At 69.4% G+C, this 23776-nt stretch carries 21 protein-coding genes; 11 read left to right on the forward strand and 10 right to left on the reverse strand.

All coding sequences use genetic code 11. The features are described from left to right. Positions 1-47 precede the first annotated feature (47 nt). From HDC36_RS15590 to HDC36_RS15605, 4 genes are all read right to left on the reverse strand, one after another. Positions 48-1121, reverse strand: a complete 1074-nt coding sequence (locus HDC36_RS15590) for a 3-deoxy-7-phosphoheptulonate synthase (RefSeq protein WP_179569049.1) — start codon at positions 1119-1121, stop codon at positions 48-50. A 346-nt stretch (positions 1122-1467) separates the two neighbouring features. Next, positions 1468-4359 carry a TonB-dependent receptor gene (locus HDC36_RS15595; protein ID WP_255432762.1) on the reverse strand — a complete coding sequence of 964 codons (2892 nt, stop codon included), beginning with the start codon at positions 4357-4359 and terminating at the stop codon, positions 1468-1470. A 600-nt stretch (positions 4360-4959) separates the two neighbouring features. Then, positions 4960-6609 carry a chaperonin GroEL gene (gene groL, locus HDC36_RS15600; protein WP_179569051.1) on the reverse strand — a complete coding sequence of 550 codons (1650 nt, stop codon included), beginning with the start codon at positions 6607-6609 and terminating at the stop codon, positions 4960-4962. 137 nt (positions 6610-6746) lie between these two features. Then, positions 6747-7034, reverse strand: coding sequence for a co-chaperone GroES (locus HDC36_RS15605; protein ID WP_003470504.1), 288 nt, complete (start codon positions 7032-7034; stop codon positions 6747-6749). 274 nt (positions 7035-7308) lie between these two features. Here HDC36_RS15605 and HDC36_RS15610 point away from each other — a divergent pair, with 274 nt between their 5' ends. The 4 genes from HDC36_RS15610 to HDC36_RS15625 all read left to right on the forward strand — a co-directional run bounded on the left by HDC36_RS15610 (position 7309) and on the right by HDC36_RS15625 (position 12608). Further along, the gene (locus HDC36_RS15610; RefSeq protein ID WP_179569053.1) at positions 7309-9078 is read left to right on the forward strand and encodes an endonuclease; all 1770 of its coding nucleotides are present in this window, start codon (positions 7309-7311) and stop codon (positions 9076-9078) included. 356 nt (positions 9079-9434) lie between these two features. Then, positions 9435-9767 carry a divalent-cation tolerance protein CutA gene (gene cutA, locus HDC36_RS15615; protein WP_179569055.1) on the forward strand — a complete coding sequence of 111 codons (333 nt, stop codon included), beginning with the start codon at positions 9435-9437 and terminating at the stop codon, positions 9765-9767. A gap of 4 nt (positions 9768-9771) precedes the next feature. Next, positions 9772-12042, forward strand: a complete 2271-nt coding sequence (locus tag HDC36_RS15620) for a protein-disulfide reductase DsbD (protein WP_179569057.1) — start codon at positions 9772-9774, stop codon at positions 12040-12042. After that, entirely contained in the window at positions 12039-12608 is a 570-nt protein-coding gene (locus HDC36_RS15625; protein WP_179569059.1) for a TlpA disulfide reductase family protein, read from the forward strand. The genes HDC36_RS15620 and HDC36_RS15625 overlap by 4 nt, the downstream gene beginning before the upstream one ends. 150 nt (positions 12609-12758) lie before the next feature. On the opposite strand, the gene HDC36_RS15630 is transcribed toward HDC36_RS15625, so the two are convergent. Together HDC36_RS15630 and gstA are read right to left on the reverse strand one after the other, a co-directional pair. After that, positions 12759-14156, reverse strand: a complete 1398-nt coding sequence (locus HDC36_RS15630; protein WP_179569061.1) for an FAD/NAD(P)-binding protein — start codon at positions 14154-14156, stop codon at positions 12759-12761. 252 nt (positions 14157-14408) lie between these two features. Beyond that, on the reverse strand, positions 14409-15038 hold the full coding sequence (gene gstA, locus HDC36_RS15635; RefSeq protein WP_179569063.1) for a glutathione transferase GstA: 630 nt from the start codon (positions 15036-15038) through the stop codon (positions 14409-14411). A 142-nt stretch (positions 15039-15180) separates the two neighbouring features. On the opposite strand from gstA, the gene HDC36_RS15640 reads away from it, so the two are divergent. The 5 genes from HDC36_RS15640 (at position 15181) to accC (ending at position 18680) form a co-directional block, all read left to right on the forward strand. After that, positions 15181-15504, forward strand: a complete 324-nt coding sequence (locus tag HDC36_RS15640) for a helix-turn-helix domain-containing protein (RefSeq protein ID WP_179569065.1) — start codon at positions 15181-15183, stop codon at positions 15502-15504. A 344-nt stretch (positions 15505-15848) separates the two neighbouring features. Then, positions 15849-16295: a type II 3-dehydroquinate dehydratase gene (gene aroQ / locus HDC36_RS15645; RefSeq protein WP_179569067.1), complete on the forward strand. Its 447-nt coding sequence runs from the start codon at positions 15849-15851 to the stop codon at positions 16293-16295. 93 nt (positions 16296-16388) lie between these two features. After that, positions 16389-16868, forward strand: a complete 480-nt coding sequence (gene accB, locus HDC36_RS15650; protein WP_179569069.1) for an acetyl-CoA carboxylase biotin carboxyl carrier protein — start codon at positions 16389-16391, stop codon at positions 16866-16868. Positions 16869-16888: 20 nt separating this feature from the next. Then, positions 16889-17323: a four helix bundle protein gene (locus HDC36_RS15655; protein ID WP_179569071.1), complete on the forward strand. Its 435-nt coding sequence runs from the start codon at positions 16889-16891 to the stop codon at positions 17321-17323. Further along, positions 17313-18680 (forward strand): acetyl-CoA carboxylase biotin carboxylase subunit, encoded by a 1368-nt coding sequence (accC, locus tag HDC36_RS15660; protein WP_179569073.1) that lies wholly within the window; start codon positions 17313-17315, stop codon positions 18678-18680. The genes HDC36_RS15655 and accC overlap by 11 nt, the downstream gene beginning before the upstream one ends. 232 nt (positions 18681-18912) lie before the next feature. On the opposite strand, the gene HDC36_RS15665 is transcribed toward accC, so the two are convergent. Further along, on the reverse strand, positions 18913-19806 hold the full coding sequence (locus HDC36_RS15665) for an AraC family transcriptional regulator (protein WP_179569075.1): 894 nt from the start codon (positions 19804-19806) through the stop codon (positions 18913-18915). A 100-nt stretch (positions 19807-19906) separates the two neighbouring features. Between HDC36_RS15665 and HDC36_RS15670 the strand changes: the two genes are divergently transcribed. After that, a complete protein-coding gene (locus tag HDC36_RS15670; RefSeq protein WP_179569077.1) occupies positions 19907-20668 on the forward strand; it encodes an SDR family oxidoreductase in 762 nt (253 codons plus the stop codon). Between the two features lie 68 nt (positions 20669-20736). On the opposite strand, the gene HDC36_RS15675 is transcribed toward HDC36_RS15670, so the two are convergent. Together HDC36_RS15675 and HDC36_RS15680 are read right to left on the reverse strand one after the other, a co-directional pair. Next, complete coding sequence (locus HDC36_RS15675; RefSeq protein ID WP_179569078.1) at positions 20737-21093, reverse strand: hypothetical protein; 357 nt, start codon at positions 21091-21093, stop codon at positions 20737-20739. Continuing rightward, complete coding sequence (locus HDC36_RS15680) at positions 21090-22037, reverse strand: hypothetical protein (protein WP_179569080.1); 948 nt, start codon at positions 22035-22037, stop codon at positions 21090-21092. The genes HDC36_RS15675 and HDC36_RS15680 overlap by 4 nt, the downstream gene beginning before the upstream one ends. A 204-nt stretch (positions 22038-22241) precedes the next feature. Between HDC36_RS15680 and prmA the strand changes: the two genes are divergently transcribed. Beyond that, entirely contained in the window at positions 22242-23162 is a 921-nt protein-coding gene (gene prmA, locus HDC36_RS15685) for a 50S ribosomal protein L11 methyltransferase (protein ID WP_179569082.1), read from the forward strand. A 48-nt stretch (positions 23163-23210) separates the two neighbouring features. Here the strand turns inward: prmA and HDC36_RS15690 are convergent, their stop codons facing one another. Beyond that, positions 23211-23678: a hypothetical protein gene (locus HDC36_RS15690; RefSeq protein WP_179569084.1), complete on the reverse strand. Its 468-nt coding sequence runs from the start codon at positions 23676-23678 to the stop codon at positions 23211-23213. Positions 23679-23776: the final 98 nt, after the last annotated feature.

Here is a 23776-nt window from a genome sequence, read left to right on the forward strand (position 1 = left end):
ACACGCATCGGGCTCCTGGCCCGATGCCTGCCGCTCCGCCGCGCCGCTCAGGCCGCCTGCGACAACAGCGCCTGGCGCCGTGCGCGCACCGCCTGCGCCAAGCGCTCCAGCACCTGCACCGAGCTGTCCCAATCGATGCAGCCGTCGGTGATGCTCTGCCCATAGACCAGCGATTGGCCTTCCACCAGTTCCTGGCGGCCGCCGACCAGGTGGCTCTCCACCATGGCGCCGACGATGCGGGTCTGCCCGGCCTCCAACTGCGCGGCGATGTCCTCGATCACCTTCGGCTGGTTGTCCGGGTTCTTGCCGCTGTTGGCGTGGCTGGCGTCGACCATCAACCGTGCCGGCAATCCGGCCTTCTCCAGCACCTGGCCGGCGGCGGCGACGCTGGCCGCGTCGTAGTTGGGCAGCTTGCCGCCGCGCAGGATCACGTGGCAATCGGGATTGCCGGTGGTGGTGGCGACCGCGGTCTGTCCGTCCTTGGTCACCGCCAGGAAATGGTGCGGATGCGAGGCCGCGCCGACCGCATCGACCGCGATCTTGACGTCGCCGCTGGTGCCGTTCTTGAACCCGACCGGGCACGACAGGCCCGAGGCCAGTTCGCGGTGCACCTGACTTTCGGTGGTGCGCGCGCCGATCGCGCCCCAGGCCACCAGGTCGGCGATGTACTGCGGCGAGATGATGTCGAGGAATTCCACGCCGGCCGGCAGGCCGAGGCGGTTGATGTCGCGCAGCAGGCCGCGCGCCAGGCGCAGGCCCTTGTTGATGTCGAAGCTGCCGTCGAGATTGGGGTCGTTGATCAGGCCCTTCCAGCCGACCGTGGTGCGCGGCTTCTCGAAATACACCCGCATCACGATCTCCAGCGCATCGCCGTAGGTGTCGCGCAGCGGGCGCAGGCGCTGCGCGTACTCCATCGCCGCCACCGGATCGTGGATCGAGCACGGGCCGATCACCACCGCCAGGCGGTCGTCGCGGCCGTGCAGGATCTCGTGCAGCGCCGCGCGCGAGGCGGCCACGGTCTGCGAGGCCTCTTCGTCGCAGGGCAGCAGCGACAGCAGGTGGGCGGGCGGGGTCAGCGGTTCGATCTTGCGGATGCGCAGATCGTCGGTATGGGGAGCCATGGGGAATCTCTCGGTCGGGTTCTGGGTGGGGGACCAGGTCCGGCGGCATGAAAAAAGCCGCCAGGTTCGCTGGCGGCTTTCGGGGATGCGGCTGAAGTTTCCTTCAGGGTGAACGCACTCCTTCCTCCGCCAGCGGCATCGGAAAACCGTAGTACCAAAAATAAAAGCTGCGGTTGGCGTTCATGGGATGCATTGATAGCACAGGATTTTTGGCGGCGCCACAGTTGCATTGGCAACTGGATGGAGCCGGGATTCGGGATTGGAGATTGGGGAGTCGCAAAGACCGACGGCCCCAGCGATTCGCGACGTCTCCCAATCCCGAATCCCGACTCCCCAATCCCGGCCTCTAGAAATCGAACACATACTCCGCCGCCACCTCGCGCCCGATCGCGTCGTACAGCGTGGTGTTGTAGAACTGGTAGCCGTAGTAGCGCTCCTTGTTGTCGTAGCCGGTGGTGTTGAGCACGTTGTTGACGTACAGGTTCACCTTCATCTTCGGGGTGATGCGGTAGCCGGCGGTGAGGTTCCAGTACACCGCCGGGCCGACGCGGCCGAAGTAGCGGCTGGTGCTGTCGCCGAAGTGCGGGTTGGCGCTGTCGGTGACCCGGCATTCGTCCGACGGGCTCGGCTGGTAGCCGTCGTCGAAGCGCGTGCAGGTGCCCCAGTTCACCGCCTGGGTGGAACCGAAGCGCTTGGCGTAGACGGTCAGGTCCAGCGGGCCGCCGTTCTCCCAGTGCACGCTGCCGCGCAGCTTGCTGCGGATCTTCTGGTCGCGCAGGTTCTTGTAGGCGTCGGTGCGGTAGGTCTGCTCGCGATAGCTGATCAGGTTGTTGTAGTCCAGGCCGAAACTGAAGTTGCCCCAGCGCGCGGTGTTCACGCGGTACTTCAGCGAGGCATCGACGCCGGAGACCTGCATCTGCGCGATGTTGATCGGCCCCTGCTCGATATCGACGACGCGGCCGGCGGCGTCGCGCGTCACCCGCGAGACGATGCGCGCGCAGTATTCGGCGCCGCCCGGGTTGACCCACACCCCGCCGGCAGTGGTCAGGCCGGTGCGGCAGCCCGCTTCGGCGGTCAGGATCTCATCGCGGTTGAGGTCCTTGATCATGTCCTGCAGGCGGATCTTGTAGTAATCGACGGTCAGCGACAGGCCGTCGGCGATGTCCCACACGAAGCCGGCGGTGGCCGAGCGCCCGTGTTCCGATTCCAGGTCCGGGGTGCCGCGGCGGTTGACCTGCATCAGGTAGTAGACGTCGGCGTTCTCGGCGCTGCAGCCGCCGGTCAGGTAGTAGCCCTGCTGGATGCAGCGGTACTGGTCGATCACGGTCTGCTGGGTGGAGCTGGGTTCGCCGAGCACGTAGTGCATGTCCGGGGCGCGGAAGCTGGTGGCGAGGCTGCCACGCAGCAGCAGCGTGCTCAGCGGACGCCACTCCAGGCCGGCGCTCCAGGTGGTGTCGCTCTGCTTGCCGATCGCCGAGCCCAGGTCGCTGTTGTAGGACTTGTAGTCGCCGTAGCGGTCGTGGCGCGCGGCCAGGCTGGCGTTGAGCGAGGACAGCAGCGGCACGTCGAACTCGATGCCGCCGGAATAGCGCAGGCGTTCGCCGCCGCCGTAGTCGACCACGTCCAGCGGATAGCAGGTGTTGGCGCACGGATCCGGATCGAGCCGGTAGCCCTGCTTGGCGACCTCGCCGACCGCGGCGAACTTGATCGGCCCGGCCCAGCCCTGGAACAGTTCGCCGGTGATGTTGGCGCTGGCCTGGTTGACCCACGAATCGGCCCGGTTGTGCGCCTTCACCGCCAGGTCGTTGTACTGCGCGCCGCTGAGCGGCTGGTACCAGCGCTCCTCGTTGAGGTCGTAGATCGGCGTGCCGTCGGCGGTGCTGCCCAACTGCGCGCCGAGGAAGTAGTCAGTGGCCTTCTGCGTGTCCACGGTGCGCACGTATTCGTCGGTGGTGTAGCGCGCGCGGCCGAGCGCGACTTCCCAGTCGAAGCGGTCGGCCAGCGTGCCCTTGAGGCCGGCGCTCAGATCCCAGGACAGCTCCTTGGTGGTGTTGGCCAGGTTCTTCCAGCCGCCGGATTCGTAGCGGGTCAGCTGGCGGATCGCGTACAGGTTGCGGTCGGTGCCGGTGTCGTGGAACGGGCCCAGATAGACGTAGGGCGGATCGTAGGTCCAGTAGCCGATGCTCTTGTTCACCGACAGCGTGCTCCAGGCCTGCATGCCGTTGTCGAAATCGAAGGTGCCGTACAGATAGGCCGAGCCGCTGTCGCCACCGCTGGCCGCGAGCCAGTCGGCGTAGTCGTGGGCCATGCCGCAGTAGCCGCCGAGATTGGTGAGCGTATCGCTGTTGTAGTCGTAGCTCAGCCGCTGCGAATCGACGAACTGGCCGCCGAAACGCGCGCAGGTGCCGCTGGGCGGGGCTAGGCGTTGGTTGGTGTCGGCGTCGAGCAGGGTCAGGCCGGTGTAGGAATTGAAGCCGTACTTGCGCGCCTGCGCGGTCCAGTTGCTGTAGGACTCGTCGTCCTGGTCGTCCATCTTCGGGCGTTCGCCGACCGACAGCGGATCGCGCCGCGTCCACTGCAGCGCATAGGTCAGGTTCCACCTGTCGCCGCTGGTGCCGCCGACCCAGGACAGGTCGAACACGTCACGGCCGCCTTCGGTGGCGGTGCCGCCACGCAGCCGCACCTGGTTGCCCTCGTAGCCCTTCTTCAGGATCACGTTGATCACGCCGGCCACCGCATCGGAACCGTAGATCGCCGAGGCGCCGCCGGTGAGGATCTCGATCCGCTCCACCGCCGCCGACGGGATGCTGCTGTAGTTGGCGAAGTTGCTCTCGCCCGCATACGGCTGCGGGTAATCGGCGACGCGGTGGCCATTGACCAGCAACAGGGTGCGGCCCGGGCCGAGGTCGCGCAGGCTGACCGGCGAGGCGTTGGGCGTGTGCGAGCCGTATTTGGTATCGGCCTCGACGCTGCCCTGCTGGTTCAACGTGTTGAGCACGTCGTACACGGTGAGGAAGCCTTCCTGCTGGATCTGCTGCGCGCTGATCACCACCACCGGTTCGGCGCCCTCCACTTCCGAGCGCTTGATCCGCGATCCGGTGACCACGACCTGGCCCAGGTCGGTGGCGGCGGCCTTGGGCGCGACATCGTCGGCGGCGTCCTGCGCCAGCGCGTCGGGCGCGCCATGCAACGCCAGCACGATGCCGAGCGCGAGAGTGGTGAAGGGGTGACGAGGCATGCGGATCTCCCTGCTGCGGGCTGGCGTGGAACGCCGACGGACGACGGCGGCGACGATGCGCGTCTCCGTCCCGCGACCACACGAGGAGCCTCGTGTCGTTGCCCACAGCGCAGCCGCACGCGTGCGATGGCACGCGCTGCGTTGCGCCTCATCGGCGCGCAGAAGGAAGACGAGCGGTGCGGGCGCGCCTATCCCCTGACGCGCTCGCGGACCTAACCTGCAATGCGGCGACAACGTTGTCAACACGTCGCCACATGGATCTTGTAGACGATGCCGCTTTATGCGCGATTCGTTGCGAGAGGCGCCGATTTACGCGGGATGCGCCGCCACCGGCCGCGCAGCGAACCCTTGCACCGCCCTCCGCGCGCGAGGCTTCGCTGCGTGCTGTGCGGCATGCGTCGCCGCGGGCAATCGCCCTGCCTCCTACGCTCCGCCGTGCCGCGATTCGCCACGACTACTCGGCCATGCGCGCACGGCGCATCGCATGCAACGACATGCGTTTGCGGCGCGTGCATGCCCCGCAAACGCATAAAAAAAGCCCCGCATCGCTGCGGGGCTCCTTTTCATTGCGTACTGCAGGTCGGCTTGCGCCGGCGCGGATCAGAAATCCATGCCGCCCATGCCGCCCATGCCGCCGCCCATGCCGCCAGCGCCGCCGGCCGGCTCGTCCTTTTTCGGCGCTTCGGCCACCATCGCTTCGGTGGTGATCATCAGGCCGGCGATCGACGCGGCGTTCTGCAGCGCCGAACGGGTCACCTTGGTCGGATCCAGGATGCCGAACTCGACCATGTCGCCGAATTCGCCGTTGGCGGCGTTGTAGCCGAAGTTGCCGGTGCCTTCCTTGACCCGGTTCAGGATCACCGACGGCTCTTCACCGGCGTTGGTGACGATCTCGCGCAGCGGCGCTTCCATCGCGCGCAGCGCGATCTGGATGCCGTGGGTCTGATCTTCGTTGGCGCCCTTCAGCTCGCCGATCGCGGTCAGCGCGCGCACCAGGGCCACACCGCCGCCCGGGACCACGCCTTCTTCCACGGCCGCACGGGTCGCGTGCAGGGCGTCTTCGACGCGCGCCTTCTTTTCCTTCATCTCGATCTCGGTCGAAGCGCCGACCTTGATCACCGCCACGCCGCCGGCCAGCTTGGCCACGCGCTCCTGCAGCTTCTCGCGGTCGTAGTCCGAAGAGGTCTCTTCGATCTGCGCCTTGATCTGCTTGATGCGCGACTCGATCGCCGAGCTGTCGCCAGCGCCGTCGATGATGGTGGTGTTCTCCTTGGAGACCTGCACCTTCTTGGCGCGGCCCAGGTCCTTGATGGTCGCCTTCTCCAGCGCCAGACCCACTTCCTCGGAGATCACGGTGCCGCCGGTCAGGGTGGCCATGTCTTCCAGCATCGCCTTGCGACGATCGCCGAAGCCCGGCGCCTTGACCGCGACGACCTTGACGATGCCGCGGATGGTGTTGACCACCAGGGTCGCCAGCGCTTCGCCTTCGACTTCCTCAGCCACGATCAGCAGCGGCTTGCCCGACTTGGCCACGCCTTCCAGCACCGGCAGCAGGTCGCGCACGTTGGAGATCTTCTTGTCGTGCAGCAGGATGAACGGGTCGTCCAGGTCGGCCGACTGGCTCTGCTGGTTGTTGATGAAGTACGGCGACAGGTAGCCGCGGTCGAACTGCATGCCCTCGACCACGTCCAGCTCGTTGTCCAGGCCCGAGCCTTCTTCAACGGTGATGACGCCTTCCTTGCCGACCTTCTTCATCGCGTCGGCGATGATGTTGCCGATCGACTCGTCGGAGTTGGCCGAGATGGTGCCGACCTGGGCGATCGCCTTGTCGTCGGCGGTGGGCTTGCTGATCTTCTTCAGCTCGGCCACGGCGGCCTTGACGGCCTGGTCGATGCCGCGCTTGAGGTCCATCGGGTTCATGCCGGCGGCGACCGCCTTGGAACCTTCGCGGATCAGCGCCTGCGCCAGCACGGTGGCGGTGGTGGTGCCGTCGCCGGCGTTGTCGGAGGTCTTGGACGCGACTTCCTTCACCATCTGCGCGCCCATGTTCTCGAACTTGTCGGCCAGTTCGATTTCCTTGGCGACGGAGACGCCGTCCTTGGTGATGGTCGGCGCGCCGAAGCTCTTCTCGAGCACGACGTTGCGGCCCTTCGGGCCCAGGGTGGCCTTGACGGCATTGGCGAGAATGTTGACGCCGCGCACCATGCGCGAACGAGCGTCTTCACCGAAACGGATATCTTTGGCAGCCATGTGTGTAACTCCGGGATTCGTGATTTGGGATTAGGGATTGGCTGAGAGCGAGCTTCGGGGGAGATCCGGGACCGCGGCGCGACGAGCGCAGCGCGAATCCCGAATCCCCACTCCCGAATCCCGCGATCGGCGGCGTTTTAGCCGACGATCGCCAGGATGTCGTCTTCGCGCAGCACCTTGTACTCGACGCCTTCGGCCTTGTAGCTGGAGCCGGCGTACTGGCCGTAGATGACCTTGTCGCCGACCTTGACCGCCGGAGCGCGGACGCTGCCGTTGTCCAGCGGCTTGCCGCTGCCGATGGCCACGATCTCGCCCTTGGTGGACTTTTCCTTGGCCGAATCCGGGATCACGATGCCGCCGGCGGAAATTTCGTCGGCTTCGATCGGCTTGACTACGACGCGGTCGTGAAGCGGCTTGATGCTCATTGAGAGAGACCCTCTTAAGTGATTGATTGGTCTAGGAAAGGCTGGCGATGTTAGCACTCGCATGTGACGACTGCCAGCAACGCTCGCGAAAAAACCCGGTACGCCGGGATGCGCAAGATGTGGTGCTGGCCGGCGCCCTTTCAAGGGCTGGCGACAAAAAAATTTTGCTTCGGCGCCCTCCCGGCCGCGGAACTGGTACCCGGATTCCGCAACGCTGTCACAGGAGCAGGCTAGGCTCGCAGACCCAGGGGGGACCATCCAAAAGGAGTTGTCGATGAAGCCATCCGCCGTTGCCTTACCTCTCGCCTGTCTGCTGGCCCTGGCCGGCCACGCCCAGGCCGCCGTGTTCATCAACGAATTGCACTACGACGATGCCACCGCCGCCGGCGATACCGGCGAGGGCGTGGAGATCGTCGCCACCGCCGGCGAGAGCCTGAGCGGCTACAAGGTCTACCTGTACAACGGCAGCAACCCCAGCGCCGCGGCCGTCTATGCCACCACCTCGGTGCCGGCCGGCAGCCTGGTCACCTGCGGCGGGCAGGTGCGCATCGCCACCGTCGGCTATGCCAGCAACGGCGTGCAGAACGGCCCCAACGACGGCCTGGCGCTGGTCGACGGCAGCGGCCAGGTGGTGCAGTTCCTCAGCTACGAGGGCGCGATCACCGGCGGCGGCGGCCCCGCCGCCGGCCTGACCAGCCAGAACCTGCCGGTCAGCGAGAGCAACAGCACCGCGGCCGGCACCTCGCTGCAGCTGCGCGGCAGCAACGGCAGCGCCGCGTCCGACTTCAGCTGGGCCGGCAGTTCGGCCAGCAGCTTCGGCGCCTGCAACAGCGGCCAGACCTTCAGTGGCGGCAGCAGCAATACCGCGCCGTCGGTGACCGCGACCACGCCAGCGCAGGGCGCCAGCAACTTCCCCGCCGCCGGCGACCTGGCGGTGACCTTCAGCGAGGCGGTGACCCTGGCCAGCGGCGCGTTCGGCCTGAGCTGCAGCCAGTCCGGCACGGTGGCGCTGAGCTACCCGAGCAGCGGCAGCCAGTTCGCGATCTCCACCAACACCGCCCTGGCCGCCGGCGAAAGCTGCAGCCTGAGCATCCTGGCGGCAAGGATCAGCGACGCCGGCGGCGCGCATCCGGCGCAGGACAGCAGCATCGCCTTCAGCGTCGCCAGCGGCAGCGGCGGCGGTACCAGCGGCTACTACTCGCGGGTCAACACCTCCAACGCCAGCCAGTTGCGCTGCTCGCTGCACGAGACGATCAAGGGCCACACCGTCTACCCGTACAGCAGCAGCTCCGGCACCAGCACCTGGACCATCCTGGAGATCGCCGACGAGGACCCGAACAACAGCGGGCGCATCCTCGACGCCTACCGCAACCGCAGCTACGCCAAGGTCACCGACCGCGCCGGCAGCGGCAGCGGGCTGAAATACAACCGCGAGCACAGCTGGCCGAACTCGCTGGGCTTCGGCACCGCCAGCGGCGACAAGGGCCTGCCCTACGCGCCGTACACCGACACGCACATGCTGTACCTGACCGACTCCACCTGGAACGCCGACCGCGGCAACAAGCCGTACGCGAACTGCGACAGCAACTGCGGCGAGCGCATCACCGAGGCCAACGCCGGCTTCGGCGGCGGCAGCGGCAGCTACCCGGGCAACTCCAACTGGGTGCGCACCCCGGACGGCAATGGCGGCAGCTTCGAAGTGTGGAACCACCGCAAGGGCGACATGGCGCGCGCGGTCATGTACATGGCGATCCGCTACGAAGGCGGCACCGACGCGGCCACCGGGCAGTCCGAGCCGGATCTGGAACTGACCGACGACCGCAGCAAGATCGTGCAGACCTCGGCCTCGCCGGCCTACATGGGCCTGCTGTCGACGCTGATCGCGTGGAGCCAGCAGGATCCGCCGGACGACGCCGAGCGTGCCCGCAACGAAGTGGTGTACAGCTTCCAGGGCAACCGCAATCCGTTCATCGATCACCCGGAGTGGGCGACCTCCTCGCTGTTCACCTCGGCCAAGCCGGCGACCTGCCAGCTGCTCAACTGAGCCGGATCTCCGGCGCGCCGATCGCGGCGCGCCGGAGGGTCTGCGAGCGACCCGGGTGGCCCCGGGGCCATCCGGCGTCGCCCGTACATGCAATGAAGGCTCGGCGGTAGATGGCCGCCGCTGCCGCGCGCCCCCGGCACCGTCGCGGCCCTGCCTTCCCGCCGCCGCCACAACCACCCAACTGCCACGCCGTTCCCGCTGCGCAGCGGGTCGCTGCCGCACGGCCCAGTGCCATGCCCGGCCAGCGCCCTCCGCGGCCGCCCCGCGCAGGCCTGCAACCGCGCGCCCGCGGGCGCGCACTCATGCCCGAACCAGGCCCGGCAAAGCCCTGCCGGCGTCCCTATACTGTCGGCCGCATGTCTTCGCCCCCACTCCGTTTGCTGTTCAGCACCTGCCCCGATCCGGCCAGCGCCGCGCGGATCGCCCAGGTCTTGGTCGAAGAACGGTTGGCCGCGTGCGTGAGCCGTCTGCCCGGCGTGCACGCCACCTATCGCTGGCAGGACGCCGTGGAGCAGGCCGAGGAAGTGCTGCTGCTGATCAAGACCGCCGCCGACCGCGTCCCCGCGTTGCAGCGGCGGCTGAGCGAACTGCACCCCTTCGACGTCCCCGAACTGATCGAGGTCGAGGTCGCCGGCGGCCTGCCCGCCTACCTGCAGTGGGTGTATGCCGAAACCCGTGAGGAACCGTAAGCCGATGACCGTGCTGCACCGTATCGCCGCCCTGTGCCTGCTGGCCCTGGCCGCCTTCCCCGCCCTGGCGATCAGCGAAAAGGATCTGCTGCCGGTCGATCAGGCCTTCGTGCTGAGCGCACAGGCGCCCGAGCGCGGCCGCATCGAACTGCACTGGAAGATCGCCAACGGCTATTACCTGTACCGGCACCGGATCGCGGTGCGGGTGCTGAGCGGCTTCAAGGCCAACCCGACCGTGCAGCTGCCGGCCGGGCACAAGAAGACCGACCCGTACTTCGGCGAGGTGGAGACCTACCGCGGCGAGTTGAACGCGGTGCAGAGCGGCGTCGCCGATCCCGCCACGACCAGCCTGCAGGTGGAGGTGCGCTACCAGGGCTGCGCCGACGCCGGCGTGTGCTATCCGCCGCAGAAGCGCGTGCTCACGGTGGCGCTGCCGGCGGCCGAGGCCGACGCAACGGCGGCCACGTCCTCGCCGCTGCCGGGCAGCGCGCCGGGCGCGGCCGGCCCCGCCGCCAAGCCGTTGTTCGGCGCCGGCGCCGTGCAAGGCCTGCCGCTGCCGTCGGACCAGGCGTTCGGCTTCGAAGCCATCGTCGGCGACGGCAACACCCTGCTGCTGCGCTTCACCCCCGCGCCGGGCTACTACCTGTATCGCGACCGCACCGCGCTGGCGCTGGAAGGCGCGGCCGGCATCCGCACCGGCATGCCGCGCTGGCCGCAGGGCCGCTCGCACCAGGACGAGCACTTCGGCAACGTGGTGGTGTATTTCGACCAGACCGAGGTCAGCGTGCCGCTGCAGCGCCAGCGCGCCGATGCCGCCGACGCGACCCTGGTCGCCACCTTCCAGGGCTGCCAGACCGACGGCATCTGCTATCCGCCGATGACCCGGCGGGTGAAGCTGTCGCTGCCCAAGGGCAAGCTCAGCCCGACCGACCAGGCCGAAGTGGCGCCACTGCTGGTGACGCCGCTGGACAGCCGCCAGGCCGACGCCAGCGCCGCGGCGGCCGCGCCGGTGACCGCGCCCGACGCGGCGAGCGCGCCCGATGCCTCGGTGCACAACGCCGCGCGCAGCACCGCGCCGGCGGCCGCGCCGCAGAACCTGCTGTGGGTGTTGCTGGCGGCACTGGGCGGCGGCCTGATCCTGAACCTGCTGCCGTGCGTGCTGCCGATCCTGTCGCTGAAGGTGCTGGGCCTGGCGCACAGCGGCGAAAGCCATGCGCGCGCCCGCAGCCATGCGCTGTGGTACACGCTGGGGGTGCTGGCGTCCTTCGCCGTGGTCGGCGGCATCGCCGTCGCCGCGCATCTGCTGTGGGGCTTCCAGCTGCAGCGCCCGGGCTTCGTCGCGGTGCTGACCTACCTGATGTTCGCGATGGGCCTGAGCCTGTCCGGCGTGTTCACGCTCAGCGCCAACCTCGGCGGCCTCGGCCAGTCGCTGTCCTCGCGCAGCGGCCCGGTCGGCGACTTCTCCACCGGCGTGCTGGCCTGCGTGGTGTCCAGCGCCTGCGTCGGCCCGTTCATGGGCCTGGCGCTGGGCTATGCGTTCGCCGCGCCGCCGGCGATCGGCATGCTGGTGTTCCTGACCATGGGCCTGGGCCTGGCGCTGCCGTTCCTGCTGGTCGGCTTCATCCCCTCGCTGGCCAAGCGCCTGCCCACGCCCGGCCCGTGGATGGAGACGCTCAAGCAGGTGCTGGCGTTCCCGATGTACCTGACCGCGATCTGGCTGCTGTGGGTGCTGGGCAAGCAGCGCGGCGTGGATGCGGTGGCGCTGCTGCTGGTCGGCGCCACGCTGCTGGCCCTGGGCCTGTGGTGGATCGAGCGCGCGCGCTGGCGCAGCCACAAGCTCGGCTTGCGCCTGGCCTCGCTGCTGGTGCTGCTGGCGCTGCTGCCGGTATGGGGCGTGACCCGGCTGGCGCCGCCCAGCGTGACCGCAGAGCGCAACACCGTGGCCTTCTCGCCGGAGATGCTGGACCGGCTGCGCACCGACAACCGCGTGGTGTTCGTCAACATGACCGCCGACTGGTGCGTGACCTGCAAGGCCAACGAACGCAACGTGCTCAGCAGCGATGCCTTCCGCGACACGCTCAAGCGCGTCGACGCGGTGTACATGAAGGGCGACTGGACCAACGAGGACCAGCGCATCAGCGCCTTCCTCGCCGAACACAAGGCGGTGGGCGTGCCGCTGTACGTGGTCTACGGCCCGGGCGCACCGCCGACCGTGCTGCCGCCGGTGCTGAGCCAGGCGGTGGCCGAGGACGCCCTGCTGCGCGCGGCGCGATGAACGCCACGCCGCCACGCCTGCTCGCGGTGGCGGCCATCGCGGCGGCGCTGGGCCTGGCCGCCGCGCAGGTCTGGTGGCGGTCGCCGACGCCAGCGCCGCCAGCGACCGCCACCGGCAGCGCGCCGCCGGCGGGCGTTGCCGCGGCCCGCCCCGGCGATCCGGCCCCGGCGCTGCGCCTGCCCACCCTCGACGGCGGCAACCTGAGCCTGGCCCAGTTCCGCGGCCGCCCGTTGCTGGTCAATGTCTGGGCCAGCTGGTGCGAACCGTGCGTGCGCGAGATGCCGGAACTGGACCGCCTGGCGCGCGCGCAGCCGGCCGACGGCCTGCAGGTGCTCGGCATCGCCCTGGACCGCCCCGAGGATGTGCGCGCATTCCTGCAGCGGGTGCCGATCGGCTACCCGATCGGGCTGGAAACCCCCGGCCCGGCCGATGCCAGCGTGCGCCTGGGCGACACCCAGGGCCTGCTGCCCTACAGCGTGCTGATCGACGCCGACGGCCGCATCGTGCGGCAGAAGCTGGGGCCGTTCACGCCGGGCGAAGCGGAGCGCTGGGCGCGGCTGCCGTAGCCGCTCGTTTGCGCAATCGGCCCTATGCCCGTTCGCGCACTCGCCCCTGTAGGAGCGGCTTCAGCCGCGACGGGCTTTCCTGGCAATGCCTGTCGCGGCTGAAGCCGCTCCTACAAGAGACGGGGAATCGTCGCCTGGATCGGGATTGCGCTATACCGCCTGCCGCTGTGCCTCGCTGCCGGCGCCGCCGGCAGCAACCCGTACCTGCCCCAGCGCCGCCAGTTCCGCGGCCAGACGTTGCGCGCCGGCGCGCAATTCCGGCACCGCGGTGATTTCCCACAGGCCGCCGCGCAGCAGCGGTCCCAGGCAGTACAGTCCGGCGACCGGGTGGCCGCTGCCGTCGCGCACCTGCAGGCGCTCGTCCACCACCAGGCCCAGGCCCAGCGGATCGGGCTGCAGCAGGCCCGCATCGCGCATCGTCGCGATCAGCGGATGGCTGGTGCGGGCGACGTCGGTGTCCAGCCCGGTGGCGCGGATCAGCACGTCGAAGTCTTCGGTGCGCGCGCTGCTGCTGGCGCGGTCGCGGATCACCGCCTCCACCGCGGTCTCGCCCAACCGCGCGCGCAGCAGGCGCCCGGCGCGGATGCGCAACTGGCCCTGCTGCTGCATCTGCGCCAGCGCGCTCGCGGCAGCCGGCGCCAGCCGGTGCCGCGCCACTTCCCAGTACGGGCGCAGATGGCGCAGGAACCGCGCGCGTGCCGCCGGCGCCAGGCCTTTCCAGAACGGCTGCAGATGCGGGCGCAGCGCGTCGACCACGCAGCGCCAGTCCTCCACCACCGTGGTCAGCTGGCGCAGGCTGCGCACCAGGCCGGCGAGGTCGTGGTTGCGCAGCGCCTGCGCCACGCTCGGCGGCAGCGTCACCGCCGCGCCCGGCTGGGCCAGGTGCGCCTGCGGCGCCAGGCCGCGCCGCGACAACGCGGTGATCGGGCCGCGATGGCCGCGGCGGCGCAGGGTCAGCGCGACATCGGCCATGGTCAGGCCGGTGCCGACCAGCAGCAGCCGCGCCTGCGGCGGCACCTCGTCCAGCACCCCGTCCTGCCACGGCCAGCCGATGTAGCGCCGGTGCACCGCCAGGCGCGGACCGATGCCGGGCAGCGCCGCCGGCGGCAGCGCGCCGATCGCCAGCACCACCACGTCGCTGACCACGTCCTCGCCGTTGGCCAGGAAGATGCGGAAACCGTCCGGGCCGCGTTCCACCGCCACCGCCTCTTCGCTCACCCGCGCCACCTCGACCGCCGACGCGGCGAGCGCGCTGTCCAGATGCTGCTCCAGGTAGCGGCCGTACTGCAGCCGCGGCAGGAACTGCAGACGCTTCTCGGCGTCGAGCTGCAGGGCATCGGCGAAGCCGCCCGGATCCTGCGGATCCACGCCGAGATCCTTGGCGCGCACGTTCAACAGATGTTCCGGCCGCGCCGCGCCGTAGGCGATGCCGCGGCCGTAGGTGTCGGCCACGCCGATCAGGGTGATGCGGCTGGCGGCGCCCTGCCTGGCCAGCGTCGCGGCCAGCACGTTGCCGCAGAATCCTGCGCCGATGATCGCAATTCGCATGGCTCGCACTCGTGGTCGGTCGGGGCGTCCTTTGTGCCCGGGATGCCGGCCGTGGGTGTAAATCGCCGGTTAATGCGCGGCACTTGGTGCATGCCGATCGGATATCAGCACATGCGCTTGGCCCATAAGCGGTGTCCGCTGGACCTTGGCGCGGGACCGCGCGATCGTCGCGCGATGCGAGGAAATCGCCGGCACGCCATGGTGCGTTTCCCGCATCGCGCGCAGATGCGCAAGGATCGATGAGCGGGCGGCCTACTGCAGCCCTTCTTCGCTCAGCGCCTGCTGCACCGACGGCCGCGCGTGCACGCGCCGGTACCATGCCTGCAGGTTCTGCAAGGCGTCGAAGTGGATGTCCGCCTTGTAGTGCGAGGTCAGCCAGGACGCCTGGCCCCAGCCGGTCAACGCATACAGATAGGCATCGGCGACGGTGAAGGCATCGCCCATCAGGAACCGGCGCCCGGCGAGCTGCGCATCGATCCAGGCGAAGCGCTGCTCCAGCTTCGGCCGGGCGGTGTCCACGTACTGGCCGGCGAGCCGCGCGTACAGCAGGGGAATAAAGCCCTTGTGGATCTCCGTCGCCAGGAAGTTCAGCCACTCCTGCAGCCGGTAGCGCTGCATGCTGCCATTGGGCGGCACCAGACCGCGTTCCGGCGTGCGGTCGCCCAGGTATTGGACGATGGCGGGACCTTCGCGCAGCACGCTGCCGTCGTCGAGTTCGAGCGCCGGCACGTAGCCCATCGCATTGACCCGACGGAAATCCGCGCCGTCCTCGGTCAGGTGCTTGCGGTGATCGACCCGCACCAGCGTCGCCTCGAGGCCGAGCTCATGCAGCACGATATGCGGCGCGAGGGAGCAGGCGGCCGGGATGTAGTACAGCTTCATTGCGATCTCCAGAAAGTGGGCGCAGCGCTCGCGAGCGCGGCCCGACGCATTCTAGAAACCAGGTATAGAAAAGGAAGAAGGCACTATAATGTTGTCTAGGTACAAAATTTATACCTAGTGCGCGCGCACCGAGGAAGCTGCGATGAAGGACAACGTTTCCGGCTGCTCCGTGGAAGAGGCCATGCGCCTGCTCGGCGGAAGATGGCGCCTGTTGCTGGTGTCGTACCTGCTCGACGGGCCCAAGCGGTTCAACGAACTGCGCCGCGACATTCCGGCCATTTCGCAACGCATGCTGACCCTGGATCTGAGAGCTTTGGAAGAAGCGGGGCTGATCCAGCGCACCGTTTATCCCACCGTGCCGGTCAAGGTCGAATACGCGCTGACCGGGGACGGGCGTCGCCTGGAACCGGTGGTCGCGGTGATGCAGGAGTTCGGGCTGTGGGTCAAGGCACGGTCCGCCAGCTGAGCGATGCCGGCTGGGGACGGCGATGCGCGCGATCGCCGGTGCCCCGTGCTTGACCTGGGAGGACGCATGTCCGAGCCTGCGGTGGCGCGTAGCGCATACCGTGCGCCGTCGTCCGCGCACGCGTCCTCGACGTGGCGCGCAGCGCCCGACCTTGGACTGCACTGGCCGATGAGACGGGCCAGGAGGCAAACAGGCAGCGCGGACGACGCCTGCGTTCGCACCCGAACCACCCGCGGCGCGCACCGCAGAACCAAACATCCGTTTAAAACACGCGCAACTTCGCCGAACTGGACAGTAATCCCGGCTTCGCGCAGACTGCCGCCCTTTCCGCTGCTTTGTCTTCCATGGCGCGACTGCTGCTGTTGCATGGCCCCAACCTCAACCTGCTCGGCACCCGCGAGCCGGGGGTCTATGGGCACGCGACGCTGGCGCAGATCGATGCGGCGCTGCTCGCGCAGGCCACGGCCGCCGGGCACCAGCTGGACAGCCTGCAGTCCAACGCCGAGCACGTGCTCGTGGACCGGGTGCAGGCCGCACGCGGCGACGGCACCGCCTTCATCCTGATCAACCCGGCCGCGTTCACCCACACCTCGGTGGCGCTGCGCGACGCGCTGGCGGCGGTGGCGATCCCGTTCATCGAGATCCACCTGTCCAACCCACACAGCCGCGAGCCGTTCCGCCACCACAGCTATTTCAGCGACCACGCGGTCGGCGTGATCTGCGGCTTCGGCGCCGACAGCTACCGCTACGCGATGGACGCGGCGCTGACGCGGCTGGGCGTGGCCGCATGAACACCTGTCGCGCGCGCCCGGCGGCGTACGCCCCTATCCGAGTTCGCCGGGCCGCGTGCCCGGTCATTTCCCGATTCACCTCAAGAGGCCGTTATGGATCTCCGTAAAATCAAGAAGCTGATCGACCTGCTGGAAGAGTCCAATCTCGCCGAGATCGAGATCAAGGAAGGCGAGGAAAGCGTGCGCCTGGCGCGCACGCCCAAGGGCATGATCGCCAGCGCCCCGCAGTACGCCGCGCCGGCCCCCGCCGCGCCGCCCGCTGCCGCGCCGATGCCGATGAGCTCGCCCACCGAGGCCTCCACCGGCGGCACCGCCAAGCCCGGCAACGCCCTGCCCGAAGGCCACGTGCTGCGCGCGCCGATGGTCGGCACGTTCTACACCTCGCCGTCGCCGGACAAGCCGGCCTTCGTCAGCGTCGGCCAGGCGGTCAAGGCCGGCGAGACCCTGGCGATCATCGAGGCGATGAAGATGTTCAACCCGATCGAAGCCGACGTCTCCGGCACCATCGTCGCGATCCTCAGCGAAAGCGGCGTGCCGGTGGAGTTCGATCAGCCGTTGTTTGTGATTGGCTGAGCGGCCGGGATTGGGGATTCGTGATTTGGGATTCGCAACAGCGGCCACACGAGCGCCTCACGGTGTGGCGCGATGCGATGACGTTGGTCGAAGCGACCTACCATCTCACCCAGAGCTTCCCCGATGCCGAACGCTTTGGACTGACCGCACAGATGCGGCGCGCGGCGATCAGCGTTCCCTCCAACATCGCGGAGGGCGCCGCGCGGCGGTCCACTGCCGAGTACCTGCGTTATCTGTCGATGGCGCGAGGCTCGCTGGCCGAGCTGGATACGCAGATGCAGATCGCGACACGGCTGCAGTTCGGTTCGCCGGACGCGGCAACCCTCGATCTCTTGAACCGCACCTTTTCCAGGCTCAACGCATTGATCCGCACGCTGGACGATTCGCGACATCTGCGCGAGCCCGGCGCCCTCTACGAATCCCCAATCTCGAATCCCGAATCCCATGCTCGATAAAGTCGTCATCGCCAATCGCGGCGAAATCGCGCTGCGCATCCTGCGCGCGTGCCATACGCTCGGCATCCGCACGGTCGCGGTGCATTCCACCGTCGATCGCAACCTCAAGCACGTGGCCATGGCCGACGAGTCGGTGTGCATCGGCCCGGCGTCCTCGGCCGAGAGCTACCTCAACATCCCGGCGCTGATCGCCGCGGCCGAGGTCACCGACGCGCAGGCCATCCATCCCGGCTACGGCTTCCTGTCGGAGAACGCGGACTTCGCCGAGCGCGTGGAGCAGTCCGGCTTCATCTTCATCGGGCCCAAGGCCGACACCATTCGCCTGATGGGCGACAAGGTCGAGGCGATCCGCGCAATGAAGGCCGCCGGCGTGCCGTGCGTGCCCGGCTCGGGCGGCCCGCTGGGCGACGACATCGTCGCCAACACCAAGGTCGCGCGCGAGATCGGCTACCCGGTGATCATCAAGGCCGCCGGCGGCGGCGGCGGCCGCGGCATGCGCGTGGTGCATTCGGAGGCGGCGCTGAAGGCGGCGATCGAGACCACCAAGTCCGAGGCCAAGGCCGCTTTCAGCAACGACCAGGTGTACATGGAGAAGTTCCTGGAGAATCCGCGCCACGTGGAGATCCAGGTGCTGGCCGACGGCCAGGGCAACGCCATCCACCTGGGCGAGCGCGACTGCTCGATGCAGCGCCGCCACCAGAAGGTGGTGGAGGAAGCGCCGGCGCCGGGCATCACCGAGCAGCTGCGCAGCGAGATCGGCAAGGTCTGCGTGGACGCCTGCGTGCGCATCGGCTACCGCGGCGCCGGCACCTTCGAATTCCTGTTCGAGGACGGGCGCTTCTACTTCATCGAAATGAACACGCGCATCCAGGTCGAGCACCCGGTGACCGAGCGCATCACCGGCATCGACCTGGTCTGCGAGCAGCTGCGCATCGCCGCCGGCCACAAGCTGAGCATCAAGCAGAGCGACATCGTGCTGCGCGGCCATGCGATCGAGTGCCGCATCAACGCCGAGGACCCGGAAACCTTCATGCCCAACCCAGGCCTGATCACCGGCTTCCACCCGCCCGGCGGCCCCGGCGTGCGCGTGGACACGCACATCTACAGCGGCTACAAGGTGCCGCCGAACTACGACTCGATGATCGGCAAGCTGATCGTGCACGGCCCCGACCGCGAGACCGCGATCGCGCGCATGCGCGTGGCGCTGAGCGAGATGGTGGTGGACGGGATCAAGACCAACATCCCGCTGCAGCAGCGGATCATGCGCGACAAGGGCTTCCAGGCCGGCGGGCAGAACATCCACTACCTGGAAAAGCGCCTGGCCGAGCGCAAGAACAAGTCGATCGCGTTGGTGTGAGAGGCCGGGATTGGGGAGTCGGGAGTCGGGATTCGTAAAAATGCGGACCCGGGTCCTGATCCATTCCTGGTGATGGCAGGCGACCGGTTCCCGTCGCTGCCAGGACGCGCCTTGGGCAAGCCTTCGCCGGATGCGCGTTGCGCGGCACAGTGCCAATCGCATCCGGCCACTTCGGATTGCCCGCAGATGGCGTTGCAAAAGACTGCCATCGGCATCGCCGCCGCGTTTTGCGTCAGCGCTTGGCGTATTGGCTGGGCGCTTCGCCCACGTGGCGGCTGAAGGCGACGCTGAAGCTGCTGGTCGAGCCGTAGCCGACGCGCTGGGCCACCTCGGCCACGGCCAAGCCCTCGCGCCGCAACAGATCCTTGGCCACCTGCATGCGCCAACCCAGCAGATATTCCATCGGCGGCACGCCGACGGTGCGGACGAACCGCTCGAAGAACGTGGAGCGCGACAGCGCCGCCGCCTGCGCGAGTTCGCCCACCGTCCAGGCGTGATCGATGCGGGCATGGATCCGCGTGAGCGCCATCGCCAGCCGTTCGTCGCCCAGGCCGCGCAGCAGGCCCGGCGGCGCATTGCCCGCGGTCGTCCAGCGCAGGGCCTCGACCAGCAGCATCTCGACCAGCCGCGAAAGCACGTACTCGCTGCCCGGCTTCCTGTCGTGGTATTCCTCGCCCACCATCTGCACCAGTTGCATCAGGCGGCCGGCGCCCCGCACGTGGACCACCGCCGGCAGCAGCGAGACCAGCAGCCCGGCATGGGCGCTGTCGAACAGGAAGGCGCCGCCCAATGAGCGCATGTCCGGCGCGCCGTCCGGTTCGCCGTGGCGCCGTTCGCCCTGCCCGCCGGGAACGACCTTCGGATCGATGAACACCGGCGGCGCCGGCACCTGGCTGGAGAGCGTGAACGCCGGCGTGGTCGGCAACAGCACGAAATCGCCGGCGCCGATCGTGATCGGCGGATGCCCGTCCACCGCCAGCACAGCGATGCCCTCGAGCACGATGCAGAACCCCGGCTGCCCGTACTCGGCATAGCGCACCGCCCAGTTGCCCTTGCCGCTGATGAGGTTGGCGAACACCGCGCGGGGTTGGAGCAGGCGGACGAGGTCGGAAAGTGGATCGTGCATTTCGGACTTTCGCTAAAACAAAACGGATTCTGCATTATCGATCATCCGATGCGGCTGACCTATCGTTTCCTCCCGAGTCCACTCACTCCTGGAGAACGCAATGCAGACCGTCCTGATCACTGGCTGTTCCTCCGGCTACGGCCTGGAAACCGCGCGCCACTTCCTGGCCCAAGGCTGGAACGTCGTCGCCACCATGCGCCAGCCGCACCCGGCGCTGCTGCCGGCCTCGCCCGACCTGCGCCTGTTGGCGCTGGACGTGACCCAGCCCGACAGCATCGCGCTGGCGCTGGAAGCGGCCGGCCCCATCGACGTGCTCGTCAACAACGCCGGCATCGGGCTGTTCGGGGCGTTCGAAGCCACGCCGATGGCGACCGTGCGCGAGGTGTTCGAGACCAACACCTTCGGCGTCATGGCGATGTGCCAGGCCGCGATTCCGCGGTTTCGCCAGCGCGGCGCGGGCGTCATCGTCAACGTGACCTCCAGCGCCACGCTGGCGCCGTTCCCGCTGGTGGCCGCGTACACGGCGAGCAAGACCGCGGTGCAGGGCTTCACCGCGTCGCTGCGCCACGAACTCCAGGCGTTCGGCCTGCGGGTCAAGCTGGTGGAGCCCGGCTACGGCCCGTCCACCCGGTTCACCGCCAACGGGCAGCAGCGCATGCAGGGCCTGATCCCGGACGCCTACGCGCCGTTTGCCCGCGAAGTGTTTTCGAGCCTGGGCCAACCGGCGGCGGTGACCATGGCCAGCGACGTCGCCCAGGCGATCTGGGACGCCGCCAACGACGCCAGCGACCGCCTGCATTACCCCGCCGGCGCCGACGCCCTGGCCCTGTCCGCGCAGCCGGCGCCCGCCAAGGAGCGCTGATCACCAAGCTGCAAGACCTCACGGGAACCGCAAACCCGCCTTTGCGAATCCCGAATCCCCAATCCCGGCTACTTCGCCTGCTGCGTCCCCGGCACCGGTTCGGCGCCCAGGGTCGAGGTCGGGCTGACGATCATCACCGTCTCGGTCGAGCCATCCGGCCACACGATCTGGAAGGTGCTGCCCGGGCTCAGGGTGGAGAACGGCATGCCGCTGCGGGCGCGGTAGATCGCCGCCACCTGCGCGGCACCGGCGCGGCGCAGGTCCGGGTCGGCGTGCGCGGTGGTCAGCTCGACCTTGGACAGGCCGCGGTAGCGCTGCTCGGCCGTGTCGATCAGCAGCAAGCCGGCCGCCGCCGCCGAATAGGCGACCAGGGCCAGCACCCAGAACCAGAACTTGGCGCCGTGCAGCCATCGCCGGTAATTCATGACCCCGCTCCTCTCGCCGTCGTATCCACCAGCCGGTTGACCATGTCGTTCATCGTGTCCGTACCTTGCCGCGGCACCGCGGCGTCGTAAACAAAACTGCTGAAATCCTGGGTCGGGTCCTGCGAGCAGATCCCGCCGTTGGCGCAATAGCGGGTCATCAACTCGCTGTTCGGGCCGCAATCCAGCCCCAGCCGGCAGGCGGCCAGCTGCCAGGCCAGTTCGGTGAAGGCGGTGCCGGCGATGCGCTCGTCCAGGCTGTCGTCGCCGCTGGCGGCCAGGCCCATCGCCGGCGCCAGCGCCATGTACGCATCCGGATCGCCGGAGGCGCGCACCCGTTCGACCAGGTCGCGCTTGTAGCCGGCCGAGGACTGCAGCGGCTGCCCCAGCGTCAGCAGCGCCGCCTCCGCGGCCAGGTTGCCGCCGCGTGCGGCCTGCACGCGCTGGGCGACGATGGCCTGGCGGGTCAGGCCGTCGCCGGGCACGAAGCCGGCGCAGCGGCGGCCGACCCGCGCGCGCGCAGCGACCATCCGCCCCGAGGTCGGCAGTTGCGCCGCATCGATCGCGCGGGTGTCGGCGGCATAGCCGGCCGGATTCATCGCATAGCCGGCGCAATAGTCGTAGATGCGGCTGAGCAGCCAGGACGCATCGGCATCGCCCTGCGCGGCGGCGGCGGACAGCTGCTGCGCGGTGCGGTACAGGTCGGGACTGCGTTCCAGCGCGGTGCGCCGGTCGGGCGACGACGCCGGCAATAGCTGAACCGAGGTGGGCCTGCGCTGGTCCTGCGCCGACACGCCCACGGTCGCCGGGGTGGCCGCGGCGGCACCCGCGCTCACCGGCAGCGCCGGTGCCGCCGCCAGCAGCACCGCGCGATAGCCGACCACGCCCAGCAGCAGCGCAGCGGGCGCCAGCAACAGCCAGGTTTTGCGGGACACGGCGAAGGGCATGCGCGTAGGCGATCGGGGGCAGCAGGCGACGAGGGCGGCCGCGTCCGCTGGAACCGGGGGCCGCCGCAATGTCGCAGTCTAGCGCAGCCGATGGCGGGCCATGGCAGACAATGGCGCCCGCGGTCACGGCGCGCGGCCGGCGCCGGGCCGGGCCGCCGCCGCGGTCGTCTAAGATGCGCGGTCACTCCTCCTCGTGCCCGACCGATGCCGTTCCTCGAACTGACTGTGCGCTGCACCGATGCCACCCAGCCCCGCTACGAGAACGCGCTGGAGGACGTCGGCGCGCTGGCGGTCACCCTGCTCGACGCCGAGGCCGACACCAGCAACGAGCGCGCGATCCTGGAACCGGGGGTCGGCGAGACCCCGCTATGGGGCACGCTGGTACTCAGCGCGCTGTTCCCCGCCGAACAGGACGCGTTGCTGCTGCTGGCCGCGCTGGAAGCGTTCGATCCGGGTCTGGACTGGGCCCAGGCCACGTTCCGCAAGGTCGACGACCAGGACTGGGAACGCGCCTGGCTGGACCAGTTCCAGCCGATGCGCTTCGGCACCCGCACCTTCATCGTGCCGTGGAACCACGAGCTGCCGGAAGAAGCGCGCGGCGCCGATGCCGCGGTGGTGCGGCTGGACCCGGGCCTGGCGTTCGGTTCCGGCACCCACCCGACCACCGCGCTGTGCCTGCGCTGGCTCGACGCCCTGGCCGCCGACGGCGCGCTGGCGCAGGCGCGCGTGCTCGATTTCGGCTGCGGCTCCGGGATCCTGGCGCTGGCCGCGCTGAAGCTGGGCGCGGCGGCGGCGGTGGGCGTGGACAACGATCCGCAGGCGCTGCTGGCCACGCACGACAACGCCGAGCGCAATGACGTCGGCGCGCGCCTGGCGGTGCACCTGCCGGCCGACGAGCCGGTGACCACCTATCCGGTGGTGGTCGCCAACATCCTGGCCTCGGCGCTGGACGCGCTGGCGCCGACCCTGGCCGAACGCGTCGCGCCGGGCGGGCGCATCGCCCTGTCCGGGATCCTGCATGGCCAGGAACAGGAGCTGTTGCAGCGCTACGCACCGTGGTTCGAGCAATTGCGCACGGAGCAGGACGGCGACTGGATGCGCATCGACGGCGTGCGCCGCGCCTGAGTCCGCGGACCGGCGGGTCCGCTCACGCGGTCGCGCCGGATCCAGCGCTCACCCGCGGCCTGCGGCCAGGCTGCGGATCGCCGCGGTCAGCAAGGCCGCCTCGGCATGGATCGCCAGCACCCGGGTCCGCGGCCGCCAGCCCTGCGCACGCAGGCGGCGCTCGTGCCAGCGATGGCCGCGCCGCGCCCGCGGCAGCCGCCAGACCAGTTCCAGCAGCACGCCGATCAGCGCCGACGCGCCCAGCGCCTGCACCAGCGCCACCCAGCCCGCGGCGTGCACCAGCAGCCACAGCAGCGCCGGCACCCGCGACGGCGGCGCGGGCGGATACGGCAGCGCGAACACCTGCCATGACCAGCCCTGCCTGACCGCGCGGCGACCGTCGCCGGCATCGGCCCAGATCCGGTAGCGGTGCGCGCCGATCCCCGGCGGCGGCCGCGGGCGGCTGCGCGCGCGCAGCGGCGCGAGCGCGAAACGGGGGTGCTGGGCGTCTTGCAGCGGGGCATCCTGCGTGTGCATCGGCGCGTCCTGGTCCATGGCAGCGGGTCGGGCGGCGGCGGCAGAGACGGCGCGGACGATGCGGCGTCTTCACTGCGCACAGCCATCGTCGACGACAG

It is taken from the genome of Xanthomonas sp. JAI131 (genome assembly GCF_013410075.1).
In the GTDB taxonomy this organism is placed as follows: domain Bacteria; phylum Pseudomonadota; class Gammaproteobacteria; order Xanthomonadales; family Xanthomonadaceae; genus Xanthomonas_A; species Xanthomonas_A bonasiae.